Raw genomic sequence first — 26460 nt, 5'->3', positions numbered from 1 at the left:
CGGGGTTTTGTTCTTTTAGCTTGATGTTTTATTAAACTCTTTTACTAACTGAACCACAATACTTTTCTGAGAGTGGCTTAATCCTAACCAAGTCCTATCTAATTCATCCTGATTCCATTCTAAGTTATCCATACAATCGGCAAAGAAATAGCTCATTGGTGTTTTTAAAAAAGCAGCAATCGCAACGAGATGTGTCAAATTGATTTTGTTTGTACCACGTTCATAGCGAGAAAGTTGGGGTTGAGAAATATCCACATATTCAGAAAGTTTTTCAGCGGTAAGACCAAGCTCCTTACGTTTTTTCTGGATTCGCTGACCAACTAATTGATCTATCTTGCTTGGAACAAATTTTGCCATATCTTTACACTATAAATATTCAATAACTGCATATTTATAGTGATTTTTATGCTTGTAAGAAGGTTTATAAATGAATATAATGCCAATTGAAAATTCGTTTATGTTATATTTTCTGCTCTAGAGGTTAAAAATGAATAAATTGAAAAAAACTTGGAATTTTTTATTTGGCTTTAAAGGACGTATTGGAAGATTGCACTTTGCGATTTTTTTACTTTTTTTCATAATTTCACTCTTCGTGTTCAACACATTAGCTTATGTTTTTCTACAAGTATTGAATTCTCCTTCTACTATAAAAAATTTTAGTGTGTATGAGATTATTTTTTTCGCTGCTATTGTGCTAGTTTTAGTTGTTTTGGTCACAATTTTTAAATATTCGCATATTGTAAGACGTATACATGATTATGATAAATCTTTTGGAAATAGTGGATTAGGGATAACTATTGCTCTCCTTGAGATTATCGTAGTGTTCCTCTCTTTTGCTAGAATCGAATATACGTTACTTTTAGGATTCATTTCGCTCATTTGTCTTACTTCACTTGTTTTTATAAAAGGAACAAAAGGAGAAAATCAATTTGGAGCAGAGCCTATTCCGTTTTGGAAAAAACACAACATCACACAAAAACAGGAGTAACATATGCGTAAGTTAGGAAAATTAATGCTTTTAGTATTTGGGGTCGTAGCTTCTAGCGTAGCTCTAGCAGATTGGGAGTATGCCACTAATATTGGAGAGTCAGACACGGGGGATGTGTTCTATACTCGCTGTTATTATGAAACTTTAGGTGGTTTTAAAGTTTCTATTGTTGTAAAAGGGTTTTGTCCTATGTCTATTGAGGTTGATCCGGAAAGAAATAAGTGGAGAAGAAACTAATGAGTAGATTTACATCATCTCACATAACAGAAACTAAAATTATCATTCGTCCAAATAAAGGTGTGGATATTGGGGCTTTTGTAAATAAGTTAGTTGAGAATGGCTATAAATACTTAGAAGCTCAAAATGAAAAAGATCTATTTTTTTCAAGAGTTATTGAGTTAGCCGATCATTCTCAATATGAAATGGCAATAAAGCAAGAGTTAGAAGCACTAGTTTCAGGTCAATTTACAGAACTAACGATTGAATATGTTGATTTTGAAGGGAAAGCTATCAAACTTAGTTAAGTTTTGTTTGAAAAATATTTCACCAAAATAGCGATCTGATTTTTACATTTGCAATGTATGTTGAGCCAAATAATTAAAATTTGGCTCATTTCATTTTTATCCCCAGATAGACCGCATTCATCAAGAAAAATCGCGAAAAATCCACCGCACTTTCCTTTCTTTCCTAGCGATTCCTTCGCTTTTCAGGTACAATCCGCCAGTTAAATTTGTTGATTTTTGAGAACATTATCTTTTATGAAGAATATTCGTAACTTTTCTATTATTGCTCACATTGACCATGGTAAATCAACGCTGTCAGACCGTTTGATTCAAACTTGTGGCGGGCTTTCCGATCGTGAAATGGAAGCACAGGTGTTGGATTCAATGGATCTTGAACGTGAACGTGGCATCACTATTAAGGCTCAAAGTGTCACCTTAAATTACAAAGCCAAAGATGGCGAAACCTATCAATTAAACTTTATTGATACACCGGGACATGTGGATTTTTCCTATGAAGTATCACGTTCCCTCGCCGCTTGTGAAGGGGCATTATTGGTGGTGGATGCGGGGCAAGGTGTTGAGGCACAAACTTTAGCAAATTGTTACACGGCAATTGAAATGGATCTTGAAGTCGTACCAATTTTAAACAAAATTGACTTGCCTGCGGCAGATCCTGAACGTGTAGCAGAAGAAATCGAAGATATTGTGGGTATTGATGCGATGGATGCGGTGCGTTGCTCGGCGAAAACCGGACAGGGCATTGAAGATGTGTTAGAAGAAATTGTGGCAAAAATTCCTGCACCGGAAGGCGATCCTGACGCACCATTACAAGCCTTAATCATTGATTCTTGGTTCGATAATTATCTGGGCGTGGTTTCCCTTGTGCGGATTAAAAACGGTACGCTACGCAAAGGCGATAAAATTAAAGTGATGTCTACAGGGCAGGCTTATAACGTAGATCGCCTTGGTATTTTCACGCCAAAGCAAGAGGATACCACGGTATTAAACTGTGGTGAAGTAGGCTGGGTCGTTTGTGCGATTAAAGATATTTTAGGGGCACCGGTAGGCGATACCTTAACCCATCAACACCATCCGGCAAGCCATGTTTTACCGGGCTTTAAGAAAGTTAAACCACAAGTTTATGCGGGCTTGTTCCCCGTTAGTTCGGACGATTATGAGGCATTTCGTGATGCCTTAGGTAAATTAAGCCTCAATGATGCCTCATTATTCTATGAACCGGAAAATTCAACCGCACTTGGTTTCGGTTTCCGTTGTGGTTTCTTGGGACTTCTCCATATGGAGATCATTCAAGAACGCTTAGAACGGGAGTATGATCTTGATTTAATCACCACCGCACCAACAGTAATTTATGAAGTTGAAATGACTAATGGCGAAGTAGTGTATGTGGATAGTCCGGCTAAACTACCGCCGCTTAATAATATTTCCGAAATTCGTGAACCGATTGCAGAATGTAATATGCTCGTGCCGCAGGAATACTTAGGAAATGTGATTACGCTCTGTGTGGAAAAACGTGGCGTACAAACCAATATGGTCTATCACGGGAATCAAATTGCATTGACTTATGAAATTCCAATGGGTGAAGTGGTACTGGATTTCTTCGATCGTCTAAAATCCACCTCTCGCGGTTATGCCTCGCTGGATTATGGGTTTAAACGTTTCCAAGCGGCGGATATGGTGCGTGTCGATATTATGATCAATGGTGAACGAGTGGATGCCTTAGCCTTAATTGTGCATAAAGATAACGCCCAGTATCGTGGTCGTGAATTAGTGGAAAAAATGCGTGAGTTGATCCCTCGTCAACAATTTGATATTGCCATTCAAGCTGCTATTGGTAACCACATTATTGCACGCTCAACGGTGAAACAATTACGTAAAAACGTGTTGGCGAAATGTTATGGTGGTGATGTGAGCCGTAAGAAAAAACTTTTACAGAAGCAAAAAGAAGGGAAAAAACGAATGAAATCCCTGGGTAATGTAGAAGTACCGCAAGAGGCATTTTTGGCGATTTTACATGTGGGTAAGGATAAATAAGGAACAGTATGTCTAATTTATTTTTCGTGATTTTTTTAGCCGTAGGATTTGGTCTTTGGAAGGCGTTGGATTATTTCCAATTGCCCAATACGTTTAGCATTTTATTGTTGATTTTGACCGTACTTTCCGGTGTGTTATGGTGCTATCATCGTTTTGTTGTTGTGCCTAAACGCTATCGTCAAATCCTCCGTGCGGAACAACGTTCAGGTCAAGCTCTGAGTGATGAGGAAAAAGCCAAAATCGAACCCATTTCGGAAGGTGCGGAGTTTTTGTCTTCACTGTTTCCTGTATTAGCCGTTGTTTTCCTTGTGCGTTCTTTTTTGTTTGAACCCTTCCAAATTCCTTCAGGCTCGATGGAATCCACATTACGTGTTGGCGATTTTCTCGTGGTGAATAAATATGCCTATGGTGTCAAAGACCCGATTTTCCAAAATACGATTATTGAAGGGGAGAAACCACAACGTGGTGATGTCATCGTATTTAAAGCACCGGAACAAGCCTTACTCCGCACAGGATTAGGGGCTACCCGAGCCGCCTATGCGGAAAATTTAGCCTTAACCTCAAAAAATAATATGTCCGGTGTCGATTACATAAAGCGTATTGTCGGGCAAGGCGGAGACCGTGTCATTTTCGATATGGATCAAAAAACATTGAAGATTGTGTATGGTAAAGAAGGCAAACCTTGCGATGTAAATTGTGAAACCAAAACATTTGAATATAGCCAAAATCCAACGAATCCGGCATTTCCGAATGAATTGGAATTGACAGAAAAAGGTGATGCGGTACACAACGTGTTGATCAGCCCATATCGCCGTTATGCTGGGCCGGAATTTTTCCCACAAGAAGGTAATCCAACGGCGGAGTGGGTCGTGCCGGAAGGACAGTATTTTGTCATGGGTGATAATCGCGATCACAGTGATGACAGTCGTTTTTGGGGATTTGTACCGGAAAAAAATATTGTCGGTAAAGCCACTTATATTTGGATGAGTCTGGAAAAAGAACCAAACGAATGGCCGACAGGCTTGCGTTTTGAACGTTTCTTTACAGCAATTAAATAAGATGAATCATTTAGAGAGATTAGAGCGAAAAATCGGTTACCAATTTAAGGATAGTTCGCTCTTAAAATTGGCACTCACCCATCGGAGTGCTGCGACAAAACACAATGAACGCCTAGAGTTTCTGGGTGATTCCATCCTCAATTTCACCATTGCAGAAGCCTTATTTCATCAATTTCCCCGTTGTAATGAAGGTGAATTGAGCCGTATGCGTGCGACTTTAGTGAGAGAAAAAACATTAGCAGTGCTAGCCCGTCAGTTTGAACTGGGGGAATATATGTCGCTTGGTTCCGGTGAGTTGAAAAGTGGTGGTTTTCGCCGTGAATCAATCCTTGCGGACTGCGTGGAAGCAATTATTGGTGCCATGTCGTTGGATCAAGGCATTGTTCTCACAACACAAGTGATCCAAACTTGGTATAAAACTCTGTTGGCAGAAATCAAACCGGGTGATAATCAAAAAGATGCCAAAACCCGCCTACAAGAATATTTACAAGGTAAAGGGCTGGCATTACCAAGTTATGAAGTCATTAACATTCAAGGTGAACCCCATTGCCAAACTTTCACCGTTGAATGCAAAGTGAAAAATGTGGCTAAAATTGACCGCACTTTTGTGGCGAAAGGCTCAAGTCGCCGTAAAGCAGAACAGGCCGCAGCAGAACAAATTTTAAAAGAACTGGACATCAAATGACAGAACAATCTGACAAAACCTATTGCGGCTTTATTGCCATTGTAGGTCGCCCGAATGTCGGGAAATCAACGCTCTTAAATAAAATTTTAGGGCAGAAAATCTCCATTACCTCACGTAAAGCCCAAACTACCCGTCACCGTATTGTGGGGATCAAAACAGAAGGGGCTTATCAAGAAATTTATGTGGATACCCCGGGGCTTCATATTGAAGAAAAACGTGCTATCAATCGTTTAATGAACCGTGCGGCAAGTAGTGCTATCGGCGATGTGGATCTTATTATTTTTGTGGTGGACGGCACCCATTGGAATGCTGATGATGAAATGGTGTTAAACAAACTTCGCAACGCGAAAGCACCGGTAGTATTGGCAATTAATAAGGTAGATAACATCAAAAATAAAGATGATTTATTGCCGTTTATCACTGAATTAAGCGGTAAATTTGATTTTGCCCATATCGTACCGATTTCTGCACAACGTGGTAATAATGTTCACGAACTGGAAAAAATTGTACGTTCAGCTTTACGTGAAGGCGTTCACCATTTTCCTGAAGATTATGTCACAGATCGTTCACAACGTTTTATGGCATCGGAAATTATCCGTGAGAAATTAATGCGTTTTACCGGAGAAGAACTACCTTATTCGGTCACCGTTGAAATTGAACAGTTTAAAGTGAATGAACGTGGCACTTATGAAATCAATGGTTTGATTTTGGTGGAACGTGAAGGACAAAAGAAAATGGTGATTGGCGCACGAGGACAAAAAATCAAAACCATCGGTATGGAAGCCCGTGCGGATATGGAGCGCCTATTTGATAACAAAGTTCATCTTGAATTATGGGTGAAAGTGAAATCCGGCTGGGCGGATGATGAACGTGCATTGCGTAGCCTAGGCTATATGGACGAATAAAAGTGCGGTTTATTTTCAGCCAGTTTTATGATGTAGAAAGCCGGTATTATGTCGCAGTGACTGAAACATGATTTAGGCGTTATTTGTAGGGACACACTGTGTGTGTCCGTTTATAACATATTGAGATGATTTTGATTTTATACCGGACACACGCAGTGTGTCCCTACATTTTTTCCCCTATTCCAGAGGCACAAGCATAAGCCGAACTCCACGCCCATTGGAAATTGTAACCGCCAAGCCAGCCGGTAACATCTAATACTTCTCCAATAAAATATAAGCCTTTTATTTGCTGACTTTCCATGGTTTTAGAAGAAATATGATGTGTGTCCACTCCACCCATAGTGACTTCAGCTGTGCGATACCCCTCTGTGCCATTAGGTATAAATTGCCAATGATGAACTAAATCTAATAGATTTTTTAGCCGCACTTTACTGAGGTTAGCAATTACTTCATCTTGAATAAAACCTTGTTCGATCCAAAGTTCCACTAATTTTTTGGGAAGTAAACGTGTCAGCACGGTTTTTAACATCAGTTTTGGTGAGTCTTGTTTCATTTGGTGGATTTCATCTTCCAAATTATGTGTTGGTAACAAATCAATTTCTACGCTTTCATTAGGCTGCCAATAATTAGATATTTGTAATACTGCAGGGCCTGAAATCCCCCTATGGGTGAAAAGTAACTGATTGTGAAAGGATTTTCCACTCTTTGCCGTGAGGGTTACAGGTAGGCTAATGCCTGAAAGTGCGGTCAAAAATTTGTCAGTTTCTCGATAAGTGAAGGGGACAAGGCTTGCGCGTGGTGGAATGACAGGAATGCCAAATTGTTCAGCAATCTGATAGCCTAAAGGGGTCGCGCCAAGTCCGGGCATTGAAAGCCCTCCCGTGGCAATGATTAAGTTTTTGCATTCCCATTGGATAGCATTTGCTATCACCTGAAAGCGTACTGTTTCATTATTCTCAACCTGTTCAATCTGCGATATTTCATTGCGTAAGTGTATCTTTACTTGGTGTTTTTTACATTCCGTTGCCAACATCTCTACGATTTTTTCCGCCCCTTCATCACAAAAAAGTTGCCCGAGTTCTTTTTCGTGATAGGCAATGCCATATTCAGCCACGAGCGAAATAAAATCCCAGTTGGTATAACGAGCAAGGGCTGATTTGACAAAATGAGGATTTTGCGAGAGATAGTGAGCCGGGGTGACATCAAGATTGGTAAAATTGCAAAAACCACCGCCGGACATTAAGATTTTTCGTCCGATTTTTTTACCGTTATCCAGTATAGCGACTTCTTTGCCTAATTTTCCTAATTGTGAGGCACAAAATAAGCCGGCTGCACCTGCACCGATAATGAGCGTTTCAAAATAATGCTTCACTGTGCTTGCCCTTTGTCTAAAAATTCTAACATTTTCATTCGTTGAATTACCATACGGCGATCAACCGCCGCATTACCACTATCTAGCAATTGTTGTAAATAATTTTTTGCTTGAGAATAATTACGCTGTTCAAGCTCAATCGTCGCAAGCAAAGAGAGACTGGAAATTTCTTTGGGATCTTGGGTGAGAGCTTGGTTCAAAAGTTGTTGGACTTCTGAGGTAAGTTGTTGTCCCGCTTGATAATAAAGTGCGGTTGCTTTTAAGCCTAAAATGTTCGGCTTGCTGCCCGATAATTTTTCTGCGTTGGAGTAGGCAATGAGAGCATGATCAAATTCGTTGTTTTGTACATAAGCCTCGCCCAGTTGAATCCAAGCTTCGGTATTATTCGGATCTGCCCGCAATTTATCCTGAATTTTCGTAATTACATCTTCTTTTTTGTGGAAATCTGCCATTTCAATTTGCTTGTTATGTTGGGAAATCATCGCTTGCTCGCCTTCTTGTAGGCGTGAAAAGCGGTCAAGAGATAAATAATAACCAAGTGGAATGGCAATGAGTAACGCAAAAATACTGAGAGCGATTTTTCTATTGCTCTTTTGGGAAGTATGTGTGAGTGGCTCGTTTGGCTCAAGATCGTTGAATGTGGAAAGGGAGGCCTTATCCTTGAGCTGAAGTATTTTTTGGTGAGAATGCCAAACTAATCCGGCAGCTAAAATGAGTAACCCAATGGGTAATAGCCACAATAATGCGGTATTCCACTGAAAAGGCGGCTTATAATTCACAAAATCACCGAAACGTGCGGTCATTGTATCAATAATTTGCTGATTGCTTTTGCCTTCGTTCACCATATTATAAACTTCAATGCGTAGGTCATAGGCAATGGGGGAATTGGATTCTACCAAGTTTTGATTTTGACACTGAGGGCAACGCAAAGATTTTGCCAGCTCTACGGCACGGGTGCGATCCGCCGAGCTGTTAAATTGATACGTATCCACCATTTCTGCTTGTGAAAACAAGCTAAAAGCGAATAAAAGTGCGGTTAAAAAGATTTTCATTTTTTCATTAATTGTTGAATTTGGGGAATAAAAACATTTTTCCAAGTTTCTCGATCAAGTAGCCCGGAATGACGATAACGAATAATACCGTGAGCATCGACTAAATAGGTTTCCGGTGCACCATCTACGCCGAGTTTCATGGCAAGCTCACCTTGGCTGTCATCAATAGTCAAAAGGAAAGGATTGCCCATTCTTTTGAGCATTTCACGTCCGTTTTGTGGGTTATCCCGATAATCAATGCCGATGATCGGAATGGTTTTGGCGATATCCATTAATAGCGGATGTTCTTCTTTGCAGTAGCCACACCAACTACCCCAGACATTCAATAAAAATGGTTGTTTGGGGAAATTTTTCGGACTGATCGTTTGCGAAGGATCAAGCAAATTTGCCTGATAAAACTCCGGTATGGGTTTATCTATTAGTGCAGAAGCAATCTTTTTCGGATCTTGGTTCAACCCGGCAATTAATAGGATACATACACCTAAAAGCATCAAGAGCGGTGTAAAAAAGAGCCATTTTTTCTTCATTATCTTTCCTGTTTTCGGCGTAAAGCAAATGTGCTACAAAGGGCACCTAATGCCATTAAAATTCCCCCTGCCCAAAGCCAACGAATAAGCGGCTTGTAATGCAGACGGAAAGTAAATTCCCCTTTTCCGAGAGCATCGCCCATCACAATATAGAGATCACCCCAAAATCCGCCACTTAAACCGACTTCGCTCATCGTCATGGTGCGGACGTCATAATAACGGCGTTCAGGTATGATATTAGCGTAAGCTTCACCTTTTTCTGTGACATCAAAAAATGCGACTTCTGTGGTGAAATTTGGCCCGATTTCATTAGAGAATTGCCGGTAATGAAATTCATATTGCCCGAGTTTTTGGCTTTGTTGTGGCGCAAGGCGAACACCGATTTCACTGCCAAAATAACTGCTCATCACTGCCCCCATAGTAGCCATTGCCACTCCGCAATGGGCAAGAATCATACCGAGTTGTGCAAGGCGGATTTTTCTCCAATTTTGCCATAAGGTCGCAAGGAAAAGCCAGATGGCAAGCGTGAGTAAAAGGAAGGCGAAGCCATGGAAACGGAGGGATTCATTATGATGAATTTGTTGCCAAATCATTAATAAGGCAATGCCTCCGGCAGGGATAATCAATAATAAACGGCGTATAAAAGAAGATTGCTCAAACTTCGACCAGCGTAATGAGAGAGAGGTGACCATAGTCATTAACATGACCGTCAAAATGGGTAAGAAAATGCTATTGAAATAGGGGCTGCCGACAGAAATAGATCCCCAATTCATCGCTTGAAATAGCATGGGGTAGAACGTACCTAAAAAGGTGGAAACCGTGGCGATGGTTAATAAAATATTGAGTAATAAAATTCCTCCTGCTTTTGAAATAAGCTGAAATTTGACCGCACTTTGTTGAGTATTTGAGCGTAGTGCGAATAACCCAAAAGCAAATAAGGTGAGCAAAAAAAAGATGAGTAGTAATGCATAACCACGGGTATTATCTACAGCAAAAGCATGAACGGAGGTGAGTGCTCCTGAGCGAACAATAAAGGTGCCGAGTACACTGAAGGCAAAAGTGAGGAGAGAAAATAAGGTTGTCCAATAAGGGAATACGCCTTGTTTTTCTGCAATGACTAAGCTATGTAGTAAAGCAAGTCCGAGTAGCCAAGGCATCAGCGAGGCATTTTCCACCGGATCCCAAAACCACCAGCCACCCCAGCCTAGTTCATAATATGCCCACCATGCACCCAGCACGATACCTAGGGTTAAAAATAGCCATGAAAATAAGACCCAACTTCGCATTTTATCGGCGATTTGTTGGACGGGGAGATGATGAATGAGCGCGCTTAGGCTTATGGCAAAATTCACAGCAAAACCCACGTAGCCGACATAAAGCAACGGTGGATGGAAAATTAATCCGATATCTTGCAACATTGGGTTGAGATCACGCCCTTCTATTGGGGCGGGGAAAATGCGTCCGAAGGGATTGGAATAAAACAAAATAAATACGGCAAAGCCAAAACAAATCACCCCCAGTAAAGATAAGCTTTGAGAGGAAAAAGTGAGGTCATTTTTTCGGTTAAAAAAAGCAAAAGCAGCAAGCCATAAACTCAATGAAAATAACCAGAATAACATAGAGCCTTCGTGTCCTCCCCAAGTAGCTGCGACTTTGAAAAAAGTCGGGAGCTGGGAATTGGAATGGGCTGCCACGTATTCAAGGGTGAAATCATCAATTGCGAAAGAATAAGCGAGAATACCGAGAGAAAACGTAGTTGTTATAGTGAAAATGTAGCTTAACCACCAAGCAGAATTGATTAAAGTGGGATTTTTTTTGAATAAACCGACTTGTGGGAACAATGCAAGAAACAGCGCACTGATAGTTGCGATTAAAAGGGAAAGGAAACCAAGTTCTGGAAGCATAATAAATTTGTTTTTCAGTGGATAAAAATCGGGTTTCAAAAAAGAAAGGCGCATATTAATACGCCTTTCTCCATAAAACAACTTCTCTAAGCGACGGTTAATTGTCCTGCATACAAAATAAAGTAGCGTAAGCAGAGAACCCCGATCAAGTCGAAAATCGACACCCAAATAATGAAAGTGCGATTATATTTGAATCGATCGGAGGCAAACATATTGGCAATTAATGGTATTAAAATTCCGATAAGGAATACGCCAATCCAGAATATCATTCCCCAAAATCCGGAAAGTGCATTGTGCAGTGCAACTGTTTTTTGTCCGCCGCCAAAATGTAATCCCACAAAGAAACACACTAATAAGCCAAGTTCAGTTACCATAATCGGCACTTCAAATTTGTGAATGAAGTGAGATTCGTGAGAATCACCTTTCAATTTACCGGCTATCAGAATGATTAAGAATGTGGCTGCAATTCCCGATGACGTGCCTGATGCTAAGAATAATGCCGGTAAAACAGGGTTATTCAACATTGGGTAGCTGATTAGGGCGGACAGTAGGAAACCGGTATAGGCGCCTAACACCGCTGCAAGGACGAATAAAATCACTTCTACGGGGCTAATTAACCGTTCGGCAATGCTAATTAATTTCATCACAAATTTTAGTTTTGGTATAAAACGGTGAATGAGTGCTTCAATTTCATTTTTGAATATCACTACACCCCATAACACCAAGAACAGCATATAAATTTGGAAGAGCATCACCCCTATGGACATAACAGAATTGAATTGATAATTAAACATCAATTTCCAGAATGTCCAAGGGCGTGCCAAGTGGAAAATTAACAGGGTTAAACCGATTAATGTTGGCACCGAACCTAAAATCACACCGGCACGAATGATCCAGTTTTGGCTTGGGTTTTCCAATTTATGACTACGTTTAAATGCAATAGCTAATTGTACCGCACCGGATGAGATCCCAAGTAAAAACAAATAGATCGCAATGGTTGAATCCCACACTAAATTGGGGGTGTGGAACGGAACAGGATAATCTAACGTCATCTTCTAGGCTCCCCATGTTGGAATGGAATATGGTAGAGATTTGGTTGTGTCCCCAATTCCACTTTTGTGCGATAAACCGGTTTTTCTTTTACTTTACGGGCGACTTCACTGGTCGGGTCGTTCATATCGCCAAAGGTTAACGCTTTTGTCGGACAAGCTTCTACACAGGCGGGCTGTTTACCCTTGGCTAAATTGGTATCACGACAGAAGTTACATTTATCCGCTGTTAAATGTTCCGGATGAATAAAACGCACACGATACGGACAGACCGCAATACAATATTGACAGCCTACGCATAAATCTTTATGCACATCGACAATGCCCGTCTCTTTATCAATAAATGAGGCACCGGTTGGGCAAACTGCCACACAAGGCGCATTTGTACAATGTTGGCAAGATTGGCGGAAAAACTCATATTTCTGGTTTGGAAATTCACCATAAGGTTCGCTACGCAAAATCTCTAAACGAGATACGCCTTGCGGCACTTGGTTGACATCACGGCAAGCATCCATACAGGCTGTACAACCAATACAAGCCGTTTCATCATGTACCATAGCATAACGTTTGGTTTTATCCGCATTGTCTTCTTTTGCTAAAGAAGTTAAAGGTGTTCCCGTCATAAGGATCACAGCCCCCATGCCGGAAACAAAGTTTCGGCGTGAGCAAGTTGTCATTGTTTATCCTTTTGTTCGGTTGATTTTTCTTGTTCGGCTTGGCGTTTTTGTTGTTCACCATGACAGTCAACACAAAGTTTAACTCGTTGTTTTGGTTGAATGCCTTTCATTGCATCTTCTTTTGGATGAAGTGTGTGACAGCTGGCACAAGGCAATTTCATCGCATGTACATCGTGCGCCCACAATTTTTCACGAAGTTTATCCGGTTGGTGGCAGGCAAAACAAACTTGATTTTGTTCTTGCACGGAATACATCGGTTTTTTCTCACCAAAAATATCCCCTTCAAATCGCATGACGTCTTTCGCCCCACGACGGTGGTTTTCAGTGATATTACCGTGACAGCTTACACAGGTGATCGGCTTGCCGTTGTTTGGATTTTTTTGGTTTAAGTGCGCACCATGGAATTTCCCAAAGTGTAGTTCACCGCCGGATTGATCTAAGGTTTGGTTTTTATCAACTTTGTCAAACTTGTGGCATTTTGCACAATATTGGTTTGGGTCACGTTGATTATCTAATTGCGGTTCATAACTCAGTGTTGAATCCGCTTGTGCGTGTGCAATCATCGGTGTTGTTACGGCAAAGGCAAGAAATGCTGTGGCTTTTGCCATATTGCGAAGGAAAGAAGTTAAATTCATTTTGGAACCTCAAATTTATTGTGGAAAACGACCGCACTTTTAACACAAAAGTGCGGTAACTTTTCTTACTATTTTGTTGCGGTATCTTCAGCTAATTTGCCGTTGGCTTTTGCTTCTTTTTCCCATTGAGGTACAACTGTTTTTAAGAATTCTTCTTTTGCTTGACGTTCTTTTTCAATATCAATTCCCATTACTTTCCAAGCTTTCTCAGCCGTAGAAATATCAGGGATCTCAACCGGCGTTTTTACGCCATGTTTTGTCAAGATGGCAGCCAGTTTAGCACGTGCATCTGCGGCTTTATCTAAACCGGAACCTAGTACACGAAGCATCACATCAGGGGCGTGCATATGACCACCATGACTTGCTGCGGTATAATCCCAACGCCATTGGGCATGACGGATATCCATTAATGCAGGCTCCATTTCTTCTTTACTTGCACCGGCATCCCAAGCAGCTTTGGCTTCAAAGTGAGCTTTCACCACTTGATCTTCTAAGCGCCCCATCACATCTTTCACGTCTTTTTTACGTGAAGCCACGATCTCTTTTAATTTTTCTTTACTTTGATCATGACAGTTTGCACAAGTTGAATCGAAGGCATCAAATGGATTTTGGATTTGATGATCCGTATAAACTTTACCATCCGCATCCTGTACTTTTGGCATATGACAATCCACACAGGTTACGCCATTTTTACCGTGCATTCCCAAAGACCAAATTTCAAAGTCAGGGTGTTGTGCTTTTAACATTGGTGCTTTAGAAAGGGAGTGAGTCCAATCGCTGAAACCAATATCATCGTAGTATTTTTCAATATCATCAGCTGTTTGACCATTATTCCAAGGGAAGGTCACTTGTTTGATATCACCTGCAAAGTAGTATTCAACGTGACAGTTTGCACAGATTTCTGCACGTTTTTCAGTACGTGCTGCGGTATTAAAACTAAGATCAGATTGTGTTTTTCCTTCAGCTTTTGCTTTAGCTTGTAAGGCATTGTTAAGATGATCTAAGGCACGTAAAACATGTGGGCGAGCAATACGCAATGCCGGTTTGCCTTCTGCAAAATCTTTTGATGTTGTATCGTGGCAGTCAGCACAACCAATAGAATTGACGATTTCAGGTCCGCCTTTTGCCCATTTTGCATTGAAGTAGTCTTTTTCTCCCCACTCAGCGATCAAACGTGGTACATCGGGACCTTTACATGTCCAGCAAGCCATTGGTTGAGGTCCTTCATTGGCGGTTTTTGGTGCACCGGTACGCAAAATATTACGCACGTCTGTAATCGCATAAGCATGCCCACGAGGTGCGTTATACTCTTTAGCAAATGCATAACCGCCCCATAATACGATTAAACGTGGATCTTCTTCATCAGCGTAAATGATTTTGTCGCCCTTCTCTGTTGCTTTCCAAGACTGGTATTGCTTTGGATACTTTTCTGCGAATTTTTCACTCACCGCTTCGATTTTTAAATTTGGGTTTGGGGCTTCAACAGGCTGCTCAACCGGTTTATAAATCATTTCAGCCATTGCTGAATGGTAAGCGCCTAATGCTGTGAAAGAGACAGCTAAAATAAGACTTTTTCTTAATTTATTCACGATAAACACTCCATAACAAAGTAGGAAAAGACAAATAATTCAAATGCAAATTATTATTAATAAGCTATTGATCTTATTAAAAAAGATACTCCAGTTCGAAAATAACAATAGCAAAAGTATGGTGATTTTCTAGGGTTATTTATGAAAAAGTTGCTTTAGATCAAAGGAAAAAATAAAAATACACCGAAAGAGTTAGTGTGAATCAATATAGGGAGAAATAAAGGTTTAACCGCACTTTGATTTTTTTATTCAAAGTGCGGTTAATTAATTTATTGTTTCCAATTTATGCGTTTAATTAATGCTTGTTGTATTTGTCTCAAAATTTTTCGCATTTTTAGCCACATGTGGAATATTGTATTTTTCTAACAGTTGTATTTCTTGTTCATTACACGCTTTTTGTACGCAATACCAATCAATTCCAGTCATTTTAAATAAGGTTTCAATATAATTTAAGTTATGAATAGAACGATAGGCATCATTTTCGTGTGTTGGGTCTCCACGCCATACAATCCCTACTTTCAAATTACTGCTGTGAGGAAATAAATCTGCCGTGGCTTTTTGAATAGAAGGGTTGGCGAACAGATAAGGATGACGCTTGGGTAAATTCGAAAAGGGCAAATGAATATAGGCTAAAATTTCATGGGGATAGACCAATAATATCTAATCAATTTGAATTGAGTCTTCGTTGGGTTCTATTATTTCGTATGAAATAACATAAAAGAAACTTTAGTTCTCTTATTTGATTTTGACAGTAGAAGATATTTGTGAAAATTAGAGATTGAAAGCCCGATTTAAACAGGCTTTAAAATGAGTAAATTTCGCTTATCTTTTTTTCTGGCAATGTGGACAAATGTAGCTGTTGCGTTGTGCGATGACTAAACTTTCAATTTTTGTACCGCACTTTGGACAAGGTTTGTCTTTGTTACCATATACTAATAATTCTTGAGCAAAATAACCGGGGCGACCATCGGGTTGTAAAAAATCTTTGAGAGTTGTACCGCCTTGCTCAATTGCTTTGATTAGGACCTCTTTGATTGTAGAGACGATAAGTTCGCATTGTTTTCGGGTGAGGTTTCCGGCGAGTTTTAGAGGATGCAAACCACACAAGAACAGGCTTTCATTAGCATAAATGTTACCCACGCCAACGACGACTGCATTATCCATTAGAAATGTCTTAAGTGCGGTTGTTTTTTTGCGGGATTTTTTGAATAGATATTCTGCATTAAATTCAGTAGAAAGTGGCTCTGGTCCTAGTTTTAAAAAGAGATGAAATTCATTGAGGTTTTCTGTCCATAACCATGCGCCAAAACGGCGGGGATCGTTATAGCGTAATAATTTACCATTACTCATAACAATATCCACATGATCATGTTTATCAATAGGACTGTCGTGTGGGACGACTCTGACGGATCCGGACATCCCTAAATGCCCGATGATATAGCCTTGTTCTGTATGGATAACGAGGTATTTTGCACGACGTGTGAGATCGATAATTTTAACATTTGACAGTGCCATCAGCTCAGGAGAAACTGCCCAGCGTAGTTGAGGTTGACGAACGATAATTTTTTCAATAGTAAAGTTTTTCAGATAAGGATTGATACCGCGCAGAGCAGTTTCGACTTCTGGTAATTCGGGCATAATTGAGCGCTCAATGAGATTTTATGTACAAAAAAACCCGAGCAACCTCGGGCTTTTTCAAATCGGCAAAATTATTTGATTTTTGCTTCTTTGTAGATAACGTGTTTACGTACTACGGGATCAAATTTTTTGATTTCCATTTTTTCAGGCATATTACGTTTGTTTTTATCTGTGGTGTAGAAGTGCCCGGTCTCTGCAGTAGAAACTAAACGGATTTTTTCACGTGCGCCTTTCGCTGCCATGTTTTAGCTCCTTAGATTTTTTCGCCACGAGCACGGATTTCAGCTAACACTGCATCAATGCCTTTTTTATCAATAATACGCATACCTTTTGCTGTTAAGCGTAAAGTTACGAAACGGTTTTCACTTTCAACCCAAAAGCGGTGAGTGTGAAGGTTTGGAAGAAAACGACGACGTGTCGCATTCATTGCATGTGAGCGATTGTTACCCACAGCTGGACGCTTGCCTGTTACTTGACAAACTCTAGACATAATAATCTCCAATAATTAAATATAAGCTCGAGCTTACGTTTCGGATTGTTCTAAACCTAGTTTAACTAGATTTGCTGCCTCGTCAGGTCGCGCAAATCCGACCCGCTTACTATATTAAAGGTCGCAGATTATACTGACTTTATTTCCATTTCTCAAGTATAAATACGATTTTCCTAAGGATGCTGATAAAAAAATAGGTGGTTTCCATGAGAATTAAAGCAAATTATGCTCTGCAAAGGAATAGCAATCGTTTTTCCCAACGATAAAATGATCAAGAATACGAATTTCCATTAATTCCGCTGATTCACGAATTTTCTGAGTGATGCTTTGATCGGAATAGCTGGGTTCTGCGATACCCGATGGGTGATTATGTGCCAAAATAAGTGCTGCAGCATTGCAATAAAGGGCTTCTTTGATGATTTCACGAGGATATACGCTTGAGACATTAATTGTTCCAAGAAATAACCGCTCTTTTTTGATGAGGCGATGTTGGTTATCGAGAAATAGAACCATAAAAATTTCTCGCTCTTCGTGTTGAAGTTCTGTTCGTAGGTAGAGTTTGACGGTTTCGGGATCATGAAAAATGTGAGAATTGAACATTTCTTGTTTGAGGTAACGTTTGGTCATTTCTGTGGTTGCTTGAAGTTGAATAAATTGGGTGATGCCCAAACCTTTCATTGCACAAAAAGAGCTTTGATTTGCGGAAAGTAATGTGTGGAGTGAACCAAAATGTTGAAGAACTTGTTCGGAGAGTTGTATGACGGGGCAACCTTTTGTGCCGGTACGTAAAAAGATCGCTAAGAGTTCATGATCAGCTAGAGCTTTAGCGCCGTGTTTCAACAATTTTTCTCTTGGCATGAGTTTTGTCGGTTCCATTTTTTTCTCTAAGGTTAATTAAAATCTTTTTGAATTTTGACCGCACTTTGAATGTGAAGCGAATGGAGTAGGTGAAATCTGCGGAAAAGATCGTAAAAATAAAATTTTTTATTTTGTTAAATTGAAGTAAAATGTGTGATTGTGGATAGGTACTAACAACGGGTTACGTGGAGAGAAAATGAATTTAAATGGAAAACGTATTGTTGTGGGGATAACCGGTGGCATTGCTGCATATAAAACCATTGAATTTATTCGTTTATTACGTAAAGCGGAGGCAGAAGTCCGTGTTGTATTAACGCCTGCGGCAGCAGAATTTGTCACTCCACTGACTTTACAGGCGATTTCCGGCAATGCTGTGTCACAATCTTTGTTAGAACCACAAGCAGAATTAGCTATGGGGCATATTGAACTGGCGAAATGGGCTGATGCTGTGGTGATTGCGCCAGCAAGTGCTGATTTCATTGCTCGTCTTACGGTAGGTATGGCGAATGATTTACTTTCTACCCTCTGTCTGGCAACTGCCTCTCCTATTCTTCTTGCCCCTGCAATGAATCAGCAAATGTATAGCCAACCAATAACCCAACAAAATTTGACTGCACTTTTAGCGAGAGGCATTAGGCTTATTGGGCCAAATAGCGGCTTTCAGGCTTGTGGTGATATTGGTGCCGGGCGGATGTCAGAACCTCAAGAAATATTTACCGCACTTTTGGATTTCTTCACTCAACAGCAAGATTTACAAGGGCTAAATGTGGCGATCACCGCAGGCCCGACCCGGGAAGCCATAGATCCGGTGCGTTATATTTCTAATCATAGTTCAGGAAAAATGGGCTTTGCTATTGCGGAAGCCTTTGCTCAACGGGGGGCAACAGTGACGCTAATTGCCGGCCCTGTTAATCTTGAAACGCCAAAAAACGTCAATCGTATTGATGTGGTTTCAGCTCAAGATATGTGGCAAGTTTCCCTTAAAAGTGCGGTCAAAAATCAAATTTTTATTGGTTGTGCTGCTGTCGCAGATTATCGTGTTGCAACTATTGGTGAACAGAAAATAAAAAAATCTGATGATGAAATCTCGCTCAAACTGATTAAAAATCCCGATATTATTGCGGAGGTAGGGCATTTAAATGAAAGTCGCCCTTTCACGGTGGGATTTGCCGCTGAAACACAAAACGTTGATGATTATGCAAAAGATAAATTACAACGTAAAAATTTAGATATGATCTGTGCTAACGATGTCTCGGGTGGACAAGTGTTTAATGCTGAGGAAAATATGTTACACCTTTTCTGGAAAAGTGGGGAAAAGTTGCTTTCTTTAAAATCTAAGAAAGAGCTCGCAACGGATCTGGTGAATGAGATTATTGAACAATATCGAAAAACACGATAATTTTCTGACCGCACTTTTACGTAGTAAGCGCGTGCTAAAATGGAGTATGAAATGAAAAAAATTGATGTGAAAATTATAGATCAACGGCTTGGTCAGGATTTTCCATTGCCTACTTATGCAACGGAGGGTTCTGCAGGATTAGATCTGAGAGCGTTGATTGATGAAACTTTTGAGATTCAACCGGGAGAAACAAAACTTATTCCAACAGGTTTATCCATTTATATTGCTGATCCAACTCTTGCCGCTGTGATTTTACCTCGTTCGGGGTTAGGGCATAAACATGGTATTGTACTAGGAAATTTGGTCGGATTGATTGATTCGGATTATCAAGGACCATTAATGGTTTCAATGTGGAACCGAGGTTCTGAACCTTTTAAAGTTGAGGTTGGTGATCGTATTGCTCAGTTAGTATTTGTTCCTGTGGTTCAAGCGGAGTTTAACATCGTCAGTGAGTTTACAGAAACTGAGCGTGGTTCGGGTGGTTTTGGTCATTCAGGTAAACAGTAATTTATGGTTGAGGAACAATTATCTTTATCCGGTGTTGAGGATATCGCACCAGAAATAAAAGCCCCTAAAATTGAGAAACGAACGGTGAAAGAGCGTCGTCAGCAAGTGCTGACCGTGTTGACGCATCTATTGCATTCCGAGTATGGGATGGAACGTATGACAACCGCACGTTTGGCAAAAGAGGTTGGCGTATCGGAAGCCGCACTTTATCGCTATTTCCCAAGTAAAACAAAAATGTTTGAAGCTTTGATTGAAAATATTGAAAGTAGTCTAGTAAGTCGAATTAATGCTTCAATTCGTAATGAAACAAATACGATGAATCGTGTACACGATATTTTACAAATGATTTTAGATTTTGCTCGCAAGAATCCGGGCTTGACCCGAATCTTAACTGGGCATGCACTTATGTTTGAAGATACTCAGTTACAAGTACGTGTTGCACAGTTTTTTGATCGTCTTGAAATGCAGTTTGTGAATATTTTACAAATGCGTAAATTACGTGAAGGGAAAGGTTTTACAGTGGATGTTCGTATTATCGCTGCGCATTTGGTGACCTTGTGTGAGGGGCAGTTTATGCGCTATGTGCGTACCAATTTCCGTGCAACTTCAAATCAATCTTTTGAGCAACAATGGCGTTTTATTGAACCCTTATTTGCTTGATTGACTTTCTAAAGGAAATATATGATTATTCCGTGGCAAGACTTAGAACCGACAACTCTTGATAACATTATTGAAAGTGTGGTATTGCGGGAGGGAACAGATTACGGTGTTGAAGAACTCTCCCTTGCACAAAAAAAAGCGCAATTATTAACGAAAATCCGCAATGGAAGTGCGGTTGTTGTTTGGTCAGAATTGCATGAATCCATTGACGTAAAAGATAAAATGGAGTTTTTGAAATAGAAACTGATAAGGAGTCAATATGTCAGATTATATCAATGCAGATGTTGAAGTGGAGCAAACCTCTGAAGAACATTCGACAAGAGATCCCGCTTTAGATTGGTTTTTGACACATTGCCATTTACATAAATATCCTGCTAAATCGACGTTGATTCACGCCGGTGAAGATGCCACCACACTTTATTATGTAATTAAAGGAACGGTAATGGTTTCGGCAAAGGACGATGAAGGCAAAGAGATGATTTTAACTTATCTCAGTGCGGGGGAGTTTTTTGGTGAAGTGGGGTTATTTGATGAAGGATCAAAACGCTCGGCTTGGGTGAAAACAAAAACACCTTGCGAGGTGGCTGAAATTTCTTATAAAAAATACCGTCAATTGATCCAGATTAATCCTGAAATTCTTATGTTTTTGACGGCTCAATTAGCTCGTCGGGTGCAAAATACATCTCGTCAAGTGAGTAATCTCGCATTTTTAGATGTCGCAGGGCGTATTGCACAAACTCTGATTAATCTTGCAAAACAGCCAGAAGCAATGACTCATCCAGATGGTATGCAGATAAAGATTACTCGCCAAGAAATTGGGCAAATGGTTGGTTGTTCCCGTGAAACAGTAGGACGTATCATTAAAATGTTAGAGGATCAAAATTTAATTCACGCACATGGAAAAACGATTGTTGTTTATGGCGTAAGATAGCAATGTAAAGCCACCGAAAGGTGGTTTTTTTATACGAAAACATTATTTTTTGGATATTTAATCCCCGAATAGATATACATTAATTGACAATGAACTGAAAGGATTTTATGATACAGAAGATTCCTACAGGGTATGTAGGGAAAACAGGATTGGTCTCCTGAAAAGTGGCTTAATAGGTTGAAAAACCTTTTATATTGTTTTATGTCGCACAGACTAGAACACCTTCAATGGTGGGCTAGGTAGAAATCCCGCAGGGATGCGCGCAGTAAGCCACTTGCTGTTAAGACCAATTCTGCCTAGTTCACCACCCTAAAGACTTCAGTATTTTTCTCTTACCTTTTTATTTCCCCTTTGGTCGTAGTGAGTACGGTATAGTGGAAAAATGGTTTAACGTAAATTTACTCTCAACTCTTTTTTATTTAATAAACATAATCTCAATGATACTTTGTTAACCCATTATGAACAGATAATTTATTCTTAAGTTCATTAAATGGTTCCCTTAATCTATTATTTGTTTTTCTATCTCTTGTTCGCAGCATGCTTTAAAATAGAATAAATAATTTGGTTCTTCGGTTTATCTTAAATCCCTATATCTATAGGGATTTTTCCTTAATTGTTGGCCTTAGTGGAATGCTCTTCTAGATAAACTTTATGTTCGATATACTACTTACGTGAGTAGATATAAAATATGAATTTAGTGTTAAGTTTGAGGACTCTAATTAATTCTTTAGAGATAATCTACTTCGGTCCCGTAATATTTATTGGTAGGCGGTTTGTGATCCTCAGCCTTAATCATATTCAACCTTATTGGATTTAATTTTGCCTTAAAGATCAAGATTTTAAAGTAGATACTAAATCTGTAGTTTTAGCAATTATTTCCCATGCGAAACTTACAGATGTTTGAACTTTAGTAGGAAATGCAGCTTTTTATTCATTTTTCAAAAAATAGGATTGAAGGCTTGCTTTATAAGGTTTTAGTCCCTTTTGAGTAATCCTTGCTTGTACCAACCCGTTTCTTTTAGTAGAAAAATAGAGGAAGCTAAATGGCACGCCCTAAAGGATTCGAACCTTTGACCCACGCCTTAGAAGGGCGTTGCTCTATCCAGCTGAGCTAAGGGCGCATTTTAAGGGTTACATCTTCTGTATGAAATTTCTAGGGAAATATAAAAGAAGGAAGTGGTCGGCGAGATAGGATTTGAACCTACGACCCACTGGTCCCAAACCAGTTGCGCTACCAAGCTGCGCTACTCGCCGAAAAGTGAGCTTAATTATAGTGAGGTTTATTATTCAGTCAATCAGTTTTTATTATTTTTACATTTAATTGCTCAAAATTATCTCAATTTACCGTTCTAATACATTTGATTTTTGTAAAATTCTTTATTGTTAGCTAAAATAGCAAACGTTTACTTTTTATTATTAAGGCTTCCCAATGACAGCAAAAATTATCTCAGGTACAACGCTTTCCAAACAAATAAAATCAGATATTTCACAAAAAATCTCAACCTATCGTAATAAAATCAAGCGTGCTCCCGGACTTGCCGTGATTCTTGTCGGTTCAGATCCTGCTTCCCAAGTTTATGTAGAAAGTAAGCGTCGTAGCTGTGAAGAAGTAGGTATTCTCTCTCAATCCTACGATTTACCAGAAACGACTACGGAACAAGAACTTTTAACACTTATTGATACATTAAATGCTGATGAAACCATTGATGGTATTCTGGTACAACTTCCTCTTCCAAAACAAATTAATTCAGAAGCTATTATTGAACGTATTACTCCCCAAAAAGATGTAGATGGTTTCCATCCTTATAATGTCGGGCGTTTGTGTCAGCGTATTCCCACTTTACGCGCTTGTACGCCTTATGGCGTGATGAAGCTATTGGAAACAACTGGTGTCGATTTGCATGGTAAACATGCAGTGATTGTTGGGGCATCAAATATTGTTGGTCGCCCGATGTCCTTAGAATTATTACTTGCAGGTGCGACGGTAACTGTTACTCATCGTTTTACAAAAAATCTTGAAAACTACGTCCGTCAAGCTGATGTTCTAGTTGTCGCTGTAGGCAAACCAAACCTTGTACCAGGCGAATGGGTAAAAGAAGGGGCTATTGTCATTGATGTCGGTATTAATCGAATGGAAGGAAAACTAGTAGGTGATATAGGATTTGAGGCAGCCGCTCAAAAAGCCAGTTATATTACCCCCGTTCCAGGCGGTGTGGGGCCGATGACCGTTGCAATGTTAATGCATAACACACTCTACGCCTATGAACATAGCAATAATGTTAGGGACTGACGTAGATTAGCTAGTATGTTAATCTACAAAAATGAAGATAACTCATTGTAAATTAAAGAAATCTATACAGAAAAAGCTCCTTGAGTTTTCTGTATTAGAAGTAACGGCTCGCTCAGCAGCAGATTTACTCGGTATTCACGCCTTCTCGCCCTAGAGCCTTAATGTGGTTGGTCAGTTGTCCTTGAGCAAGAAGGCTGAAACCTTTTTTAGCAACGCAATTGTCGCTACGAAGTTGCTCCACTTCTGCCGGTAACCGTTGAATTTCCCGCTACTTGGCGGTGATAGCGGCTGCTTTTGGAGTAATACCTTGATTTTCCAGCTGAAATTGCCGAACCCAACGATTTATAGCCGATTGACTCACGCCCATCGTTTTACAGATTTGGACGGTTGTATGCTGTTTGGCAAGATCCATTTCAACGCACTGTTTTTTGTAATCCGGTGTGAATTTTTTAACCATTTTTGTTTTCCATTTTTAGGAAAGTTTATCAAAAACAGTCTTTGAAATGTTGCAGGGAGGAGACCATTACAAATCTGCACCTTATGTGAGTTGAAGTTTAGTCCAACTTTTGGGGTGCAGATTATTTTAAGCGATATTTTTATAGATTAATGTAACTTTAATCTCGGTTTTAAATAACGATTAATTTTATCAACTAGAATAATCAGACCAATTTTAATACAGCCGTGTAATGCATGTTGATGCATACGATAAAGAGAAACATAAGCAAACTGAGCAAATTTACCGTGTACGGTTAATGGGTTTTTACCAAATTTATTTGTTAAGCTACCCAATGCAGTAAAGCTAGAAAGCGAAACAAGCGTGCCTTTATCGTTATATTTAAATGCTTTTAACGGTTTGTTTTCAAAAATTGAAAAGATATTTTTGGCACAAGCCTTTGCCATTTGATGTGCAGCTTGAGCACGTGGCGGTACTAATTTCCCGTTTTCTTGGGTTAATGCCGCACAATCACCAATAGCAAAAATGCTATCATCAATCGTAGTTTGTAATGTATCTCTTACCACTAATTGGTTGATGCGGTTAATTTCTAAACCATCAAAATGTTGGGTTACGGTTGATGTTCTTACACCTGCCGCCCAAACAATGAGATCCGCTTTGATTTCTTCTCCGTCTTTAGTGAGAAGCGTATTGGGCTGAGCTTCAGTGATCATCGTGCCAAGTTTTACATTAGCCCCCATTTCACGAAGTTCTTCCAATACGGCAGCTGACAAGTCTTCTGGTAATGCAGGTAGTAAACGTTCTCCTGCCTCAACGAGAGTCACTTGTAAACAAGCACTATCAATTTTACCGTAACCATAAGAAGATAAATCTTCTGCAGCATGATAAAGTTCTGCAGTAAGCTCTACCCCTGTAGCACCGCCGCCCACAATGGCAATATTAACTTTGTTTTCATCGACGAGTTTTTGTTTTGATTCCTCTTCACCAATATCATCTAGTGCACGATTTTCAGAGAATTTTAGGAACAATTCCAACATTTTATGTTGAAAACGTAACGCTTGGTCAGAACTGTCTAAGAAAATACAGTTTTCAGCCACTCCTTTTGTATTGAAATCGTTAGACTTACTCCCAATTGCCATGACTAAATAATCGTAAGGAATACGGCGAGCAATCACAAGCATATCACCTTCTTGACCATAAATCGGTGCAAGCTCTATATATTTTTGTTCACGGTTGATACGTGTTATTGAACCTTGTTCGAAGCTGAAATAATGATTTTTACCATGTGCACGATAACTTAATGAGTCCACCCCATCATCCATTACACCCGTAGCAATTTCGTGTAATAGCGGTTTCCAAAGATGTGTCGCATTACGATCCACAAGTGTAACTTTTGCTTGTTTTTTACGTCCAAGTTTATCGCCTAAGAAAGTTGCGAGTTCAATACCTCCAGCTCCCCCGCCAACGATCACGATATTTTTCATGAAATTCTCCTGAAATAATAAAATTTGTTAAAAATGTTAAATTGGTGTAATGATAACATAAGGAACGGAAAAAAATCATTATTCAATATGAGAAGATAATGAGATTTGGTGTATACGCTCATATAGAGGTGCGAGCGCTAGAATGGTTTTTGTAATAAACTCAACGGGATTTAAACATGCTAACTCCGATTTTTCTACGTTCTTTCCAATACACCAAAAATCCTGGTCGTGACGTAAACTTAAGTCATCTTCCGAAAATTGAGAGACTTTTCTAAAATCATCATATTCACTTTCATCACTGCGCCATAAATCAAATTTTGCAAAGCGTGAAAAATCAAAATTTTCCAACCACTGGTTATATTGTTGAATATTAATTTGTGAACGATCTGCACGATAGCAATGCCAATCCAAACTGACCGAAAGACGGCGACGATTCAATAAGATAGAAAAAATAGCAGCCGAGTTTTGATTAAATTCATATTTAAAAAAGCAAAGAAGTGAGCCCTAACTTGCCATCCATTTGTCCAACTTTCAACATGTGGTTTGGCAAATGGTGTTCCAAGTTGATGAGATACAGCCTGAATTATTCCTTTCCAATTATTCCATTCCGCTTTATAACGTGCTTTTATCATCGGAATATCTTCAGGACAAAATTTCTTCATTTGAGAAAATTGGAAGAATGGAATATTAAAAAGATCACAAGATTCTTCAGATAAAGTGAACATGGTTGGCATTTCTAGAAACACAAGCGCG

General features: G+C 39.6%; 29 protein-coding genes, 2 tRNA genes and 2 pseudogenes. 14 read left to right on the top strand and 19 right to left on the bottom strand.

Translation table 11 applies throughout. The annotated features are described in order from the left end of the window. Nucleotides 1-15 precede the first annotated feature (15 nt). Nucleotides 16-357, bottom strand: coding sequence for a helix-turn-helix domain-containing protein (locus BKK54_RS09720; RefSeq protein WP_077542878.1), 342 nt, complete (start codon nucleotides 355-357; stop codon nucleotides 16-18). Nucleotides 358-487: 130 nt separating this feature from the next. On the opposite strand from BKK54_RS09720, the gene BKK54_RS09715 reads away from it, so the two are divergent. The 7 genes from BKK54_RS09715 to era all read left to right on the top strand — a co-directional run bounded on the left by BKK54_RS09715 (nucleotide 488) and on the right by era (nucleotide 6191). After that, a complete protein-coding gene (locus BKK54_RS09715) occupies nucleotides 488-988 on the top strand; it encodes a DUF805 domain-containing protein (RefSeq protein WP_077542877.1) in 501 nt (166 codons plus the stop codon). A 3-nt stretch (nucleotides 989-991) separates the two neighbouring features. Next, nucleotides 992-1225, top strand: a complete 234-nt coding sequence (locus BKK54_RS09710) for a hypothetical protein (protein WP_077542876.1) — start codon at nucleotides 992-994, stop codon at nucleotides 1223-1225. Then, nucleotides 1225-1512 carry a hypothetical protein gene (locus BKK54_RS09705; RefSeq protein WP_077542875.1) on the top strand — a complete coding sequence of 96 codons (288 nt, stop codon included), beginning with the start codon at nucleotides 1225-1227 and terminating at the stop codon, nucleotides 1510-1512. The genes BKK54_RS09710 and BKK54_RS09705 overlap by 1 nt, the downstream gene beginning before the upstream one ends. Nucleotides 1513-1746: 234 nt before the next feature. Next, a complete protein-coding gene (lepA, locus tag BKK54_RS09700; RefSeq protein WP_077542874.1) occupies nucleotides 1747-3543 on the top strand; it encodes a translation elongation factor 4 in 1797 nt (598 codons plus the stop codon). Between the two features lie 8 nt (nucleotides 3544-3551). Beyond that, a complete protein-coding gene (lepB, locus tag BKK54_RS09695) occupies nucleotides 3552-4601 on the top strand; it encodes a signal peptidase I (RefSeq protein ID WP_077542873.1) in 1050 nt (349 codons plus the stop codon). A 1-nt stretch (nucleotide 4602) separates the two neighbouring features. Beyond that, nucleotides 4603-5286, top strand: a complete 684-nt coding sequence (gene rnc / locus BKK54_RS09690; RefSeq protein ID WP_077542928.1) for a ribonuclease III — start codon at nucleotides 4603-4605, stop codon at nucleotides 5284-5286. Continuing rightward, nucleotides 5283-6191: a GTPase Era gene (gene era, locus BKK54_RS09685; protein WP_077542872.1), complete on the top strand. Its 909-nt coding sequence runs from the start codon at nucleotides 5283-5285 to the stop codon at nucleotides 6189-6191. Before rnc ends, era begins: the two co-directional genes overlap by 4 nt. A 163-nt stretch (nucleotides 6192-6354) precedes the next feature. Here era and BKK54_RS09680 read toward each other — a convergent pair whose 3' ends face one another. The 13 genes from BKK54_RS09680 to radC form a co-directional block, all read right to left on the bottom strand. Then, a complete protein-coding gene (locus BKK54_RS09680; RefSeq protein ID WP_077542871.1) occupies nucleotides 6355-7563 on the bottom strand; it encodes an NAD(P)/FAD-dependent oxidoreductase in 1209 nt (402 codons plus the stop codon). Next, nucleotides 7560-8615 (bottom strand): heme lyase NrfEFG subunit NrfF, encoded by a 1056-nt coding sequence (gene nrfF, locus BKK54_RS09675; protein WP_077542870.1) that lies wholly within the window; start codon nucleotides 8613-8615, stop codon nucleotides 7560-7562. The genes BKK54_RS09680 and nrfF overlap by 4 nt, the downstream gene beginning before the upstream one ends. Continuing rightward, nucleotides 8612-9142: a DsbE family thiol:disulfide interchange protein gene (locus tag BKK54_RS09670; protein WP_077542869.1), complete on the bottom strand. Its 531-nt coding sequence runs from the start codon at nucleotides 9140-9142 to the stop codon at nucleotides 8612-8614. Before BKK54_RS09670 ends, nrfF begins: the two co-directional genes overlap by 4 nt. Continuing rightward, nucleotides 9142-11046: a heme lyase NrfEFG subunit NrfE gene (gene nrfE, locus BKK54_RS09665; RefSeq protein WP_077542927.1), complete on the bottom strand. Its 1905-nt coding sequence runs from the start codon at nucleotides 11044-11046 to the stop codon at nucleotides 9142-9144. Before nrfE ends, BKK54_RS09670 begins: the two co-directional genes overlap by 1 nt. Before the next feature lie 86 nt (nucleotides 11047-11132). After that, entirely contained in the window at nucleotides 11133-12098 is a 966-nt protein-coding gene (nrfD, locus tag BKK54_RS09660; RefSeq protein ID WP_077542868.1) for a cytochrome c nitrite reductase subunit NrfD, read from the bottom strand. After that, a complete protein-coding gene (gene nrfC, locus BKK54_RS09655; RefSeq protein WP_077542867.1) occupies nucleotides 12095-12772 on the bottom strand; it encodes a cytochrome c nitrite reductase Fe-S protein in 678 nt (225 codons plus the stop codon). Before nrfC ends, nrfD begins: the two co-directional genes overlap by 4 nt. After that, nucleotides 12769-13407: a cytochrome c nitrite reductase pentaheme subunit gene (nrfB, locus tag BKK54_RS09650; RefSeq protein WP_077542866.1), complete on the bottom strand. Its 639-nt coding sequence runs from the start codon at nucleotides 13405-13407 to the stop codon at nucleotides 12769-12771. Before nrfB ends, nrfC begins: the two co-directional genes overlap by 4 nt. A gap of 68 nt (nucleotides 13408-13475) precedes the next feature. Then, on the bottom strand, nucleotides 13476-14996 hold the full coding sequence (gene nrfA / locus BKK54_RS09645; protein WP_208605819.1) for an ammonia-forming nitrite reductase cytochrome c552 subunit: 1521 nt from the start codon (nucleotides 14994-14996) through the stop codon (nucleotides 13476-13478). Nucleotides 14997-15287: 291 nt separating this feature from the next. Continuing rightward, nucleotides 15288-15650, bottom strand: coding sequence for a hypothetical protein (locus tag BKK54_RS09640; protein WP_077542864.1), 363 nt, complete (start codon nucleotides 15648-15650; stop codon nucleotides 15288-15290). Between the two features lie 168 nt (nucleotides 15651-15818). Beyond that, a complete protein-coding gene (gene mutM, locus BKK54_RS09635; RefSeq protein WP_077542863.1) occupies nucleotides 15819-16634 on the bottom strand; it encodes a DNA-formamidopyrimidine glycosylase in 816 nt (271 codons plus the stop codon). A gap of 71 nt (nucleotides 16635-16705) precedes the next feature. Then, a complete protein-coding gene (rpmG, locus tag BKK54_RS09630) occupies nucleotides 16706-16876 on the bottom strand; it encodes a 50S ribosomal protein L33 (protein WP_005613503.1) in 171 nt (56 codons plus the stop codon). An 11-nt stretch (nucleotides 16877-16887) separates the two neighbouring features. Continuing rightward, nucleotides 16888-17124, bottom strand: coding sequence for a 50S ribosomal protein L28 (gene rpmB / locus BKK54_RS09625; protein WP_005542826.1), 237 nt, complete (start codon nucleotides 17122-17124; stop codon nucleotides 16888-16890). A 213-nt stretch (nucleotides 17125-17337) separates the two neighbouring features. Further along, the gene (gene radC, locus BKK54_RS09620) at nucleotides 17338-17982 is read right to left on the bottom strand and encodes a RadC family protein (RefSeq protein WP_167366625.1); all 645 of its coding nucleotides are present in this window, start codon (nucleotides 17980-17982) and stop codon (nucleotides 17338-17340) included. A 196-nt stretch (nucleotides 17983-18178) separates the two neighbouring features. On the opposite strand from radC, the gene coaBC reads away from it, so the two are divergent. Genes coaBC through crp form a run of 5 tightly spaced genes read left to right on the top strand, consistent with a single transcriptional unit; the run spans nucleotide 18179 to nucleotide 21479 of the window. Then, on the top strand, nucleotides 18179-19381 hold the full coding sequence (gene coaBC, locus BKK54_RS09615) for a bifunctional phosphopantothenoylcysteine decarboxylase/phosphopantothenate--cysteine ligase CoaBC (protein ID WP_077542861.1): 1203 nt from the start codon (nucleotides 18179-18181) through the stop codon (nucleotides 19379-19381). A gap of 51 nt (nucleotides 19382-19432) precedes the next feature. After that, nucleotides 19433-19888 (top strand): dUTP diphosphatase, encoded by a 456-nt coding sequence (gene dut, locus BKK54_RS09610; RefSeq protein WP_077542860.1) that lies wholly within the window; start codon nucleotides 19433-19435, stop codon nucleotides 19886-19888. Between the two features lie 3 nt (nucleotides 19889-19891). Then, nucleotides 19892-20548, top strand: a complete 657-nt coding sequence (gene slmA, locus BKK54_RS09605) for a nucleoid occlusion factor SlmA (protein WP_077542859.1) — start codon at nucleotides 19892-19894, stop codon at nucleotides 20546-20548. Between the two features lie 21 nt (nucleotides 20549-20569). Continuing rightward, nucleotides 20570-20788 (top strand): YheU family protein, encoded by a 219-nt coding sequence (locus BKK54_RS09600; RefSeq protein WP_077542858.1) that lies wholly within the window; start codon nucleotides 20570-20572, stop codon nucleotides 20786-20788. Between the two features lie 19 nt (nucleotides 20789-20807). Further along, on the top strand, nucleotides 20808-21479 hold the full coding sequence (crp, locus tag BKK54_RS09595; RefSeq protein WP_077542857.1) for a cAMP-activated global transcriptional regulator CRP: 672 nt from the start codon (nucleotides 20808-20810) through the stop codon (nucleotides 21477-21479). 1044 nt (nucleotides 21480-22523) lie between these two features. Here the strand turns inward: crp and BKK54_RS09590 are convergent. Then, nucleotides 22524-22600, bottom strand: a tRNA-Arg gene (locus tag BKK54_RS09590). 56 nt (nucleotides 22601-22656) lie between these two features. After that, nucleotides 22657-22733: transfer RNA gene (locus BKK54_RS09585), tRNA-Pro, on the bottom strand. Between the two features lie 175 nt (nucleotides 22734-22908). Here BKK54_RS09585 and folD point away from each other — a divergent pair. Both folD and BKK54_RS11675 read left to right on the top strand, forming a co-directional pair. Continuing rightward, a complete protein-coding gene (gene folD / locus BKK54_RS09580) occupies nucleotides 22909-23769 on the top strand; it encodes a bifunctional methylenetetrahydrofolate dehydrogenase/methenyltetrahydrofolate cyclohydrolase FolD (protein WP_077542856.1) in 861 nt (286 codons plus the stop codon). A gap of 31 nt (nucleotides 23770-23800) precedes the next feature. Beyond that, nucleotides 23801-23905 (top strand): annotated as a pseudogene (locus BKK54_RS11675) (IS1595 family transposase); the annotation flags it as partial. Between the two features lie 132 nt (nucleotides 23906-24037). Here BKK54_RS11675 and BKK54_RS09575 read toward each other — a convergent pair. The 3 genes and pseudogenes from BKK54_RS09575 to BKK54_RS09565 form a co-directional block, all read right to left on the bottom strand. Beyond that, on the bottom strand, nucleotides 24038-24226 hold the full coding sequence (locus tag BKK54_RS09575; RefSeq protein ID WP_077542855.1) for a transposase: 189 nt from the start codon (nucleotides 24224-24226) through the stop codon (nucleotides 24038-24040). 146 nt (nucleotides 24227-24372) lie between these two features. Then, a complete protein-coding gene (locus tag BKK54_RS09570; protein WP_077542854.1) occupies nucleotides 24373-25707 on the bottom strand; it encodes an NAD(P)/FAD-dependent oxidoreductase in 1335 nt (444 codons plus the stop codon). A 78-nt stretch (nucleotides 25708-25785) separates the two neighbouring features. Then, a pseudogene (locus BKK54_RS09565) lies at nucleotides 25786-26432 on the bottom strand (HI_0552 family protein). Nucleotides 26433-26460: the final 28 nt, after the last annotated feature.

Origin of the sequence: Rodentibacter genomosp. 1, assembly GCF_001999285.1 — a bacterium.
GTDB lineage: Bacteria > Pseudomonadota > Gammaproteobacteria > Enterobacterales > Pasteurellaceae > Rodentibacter.
Note: the sequence above shows the minus strand (reverse complement) of the source record. Positions and strands in the feature narration are given on the sequence as shown.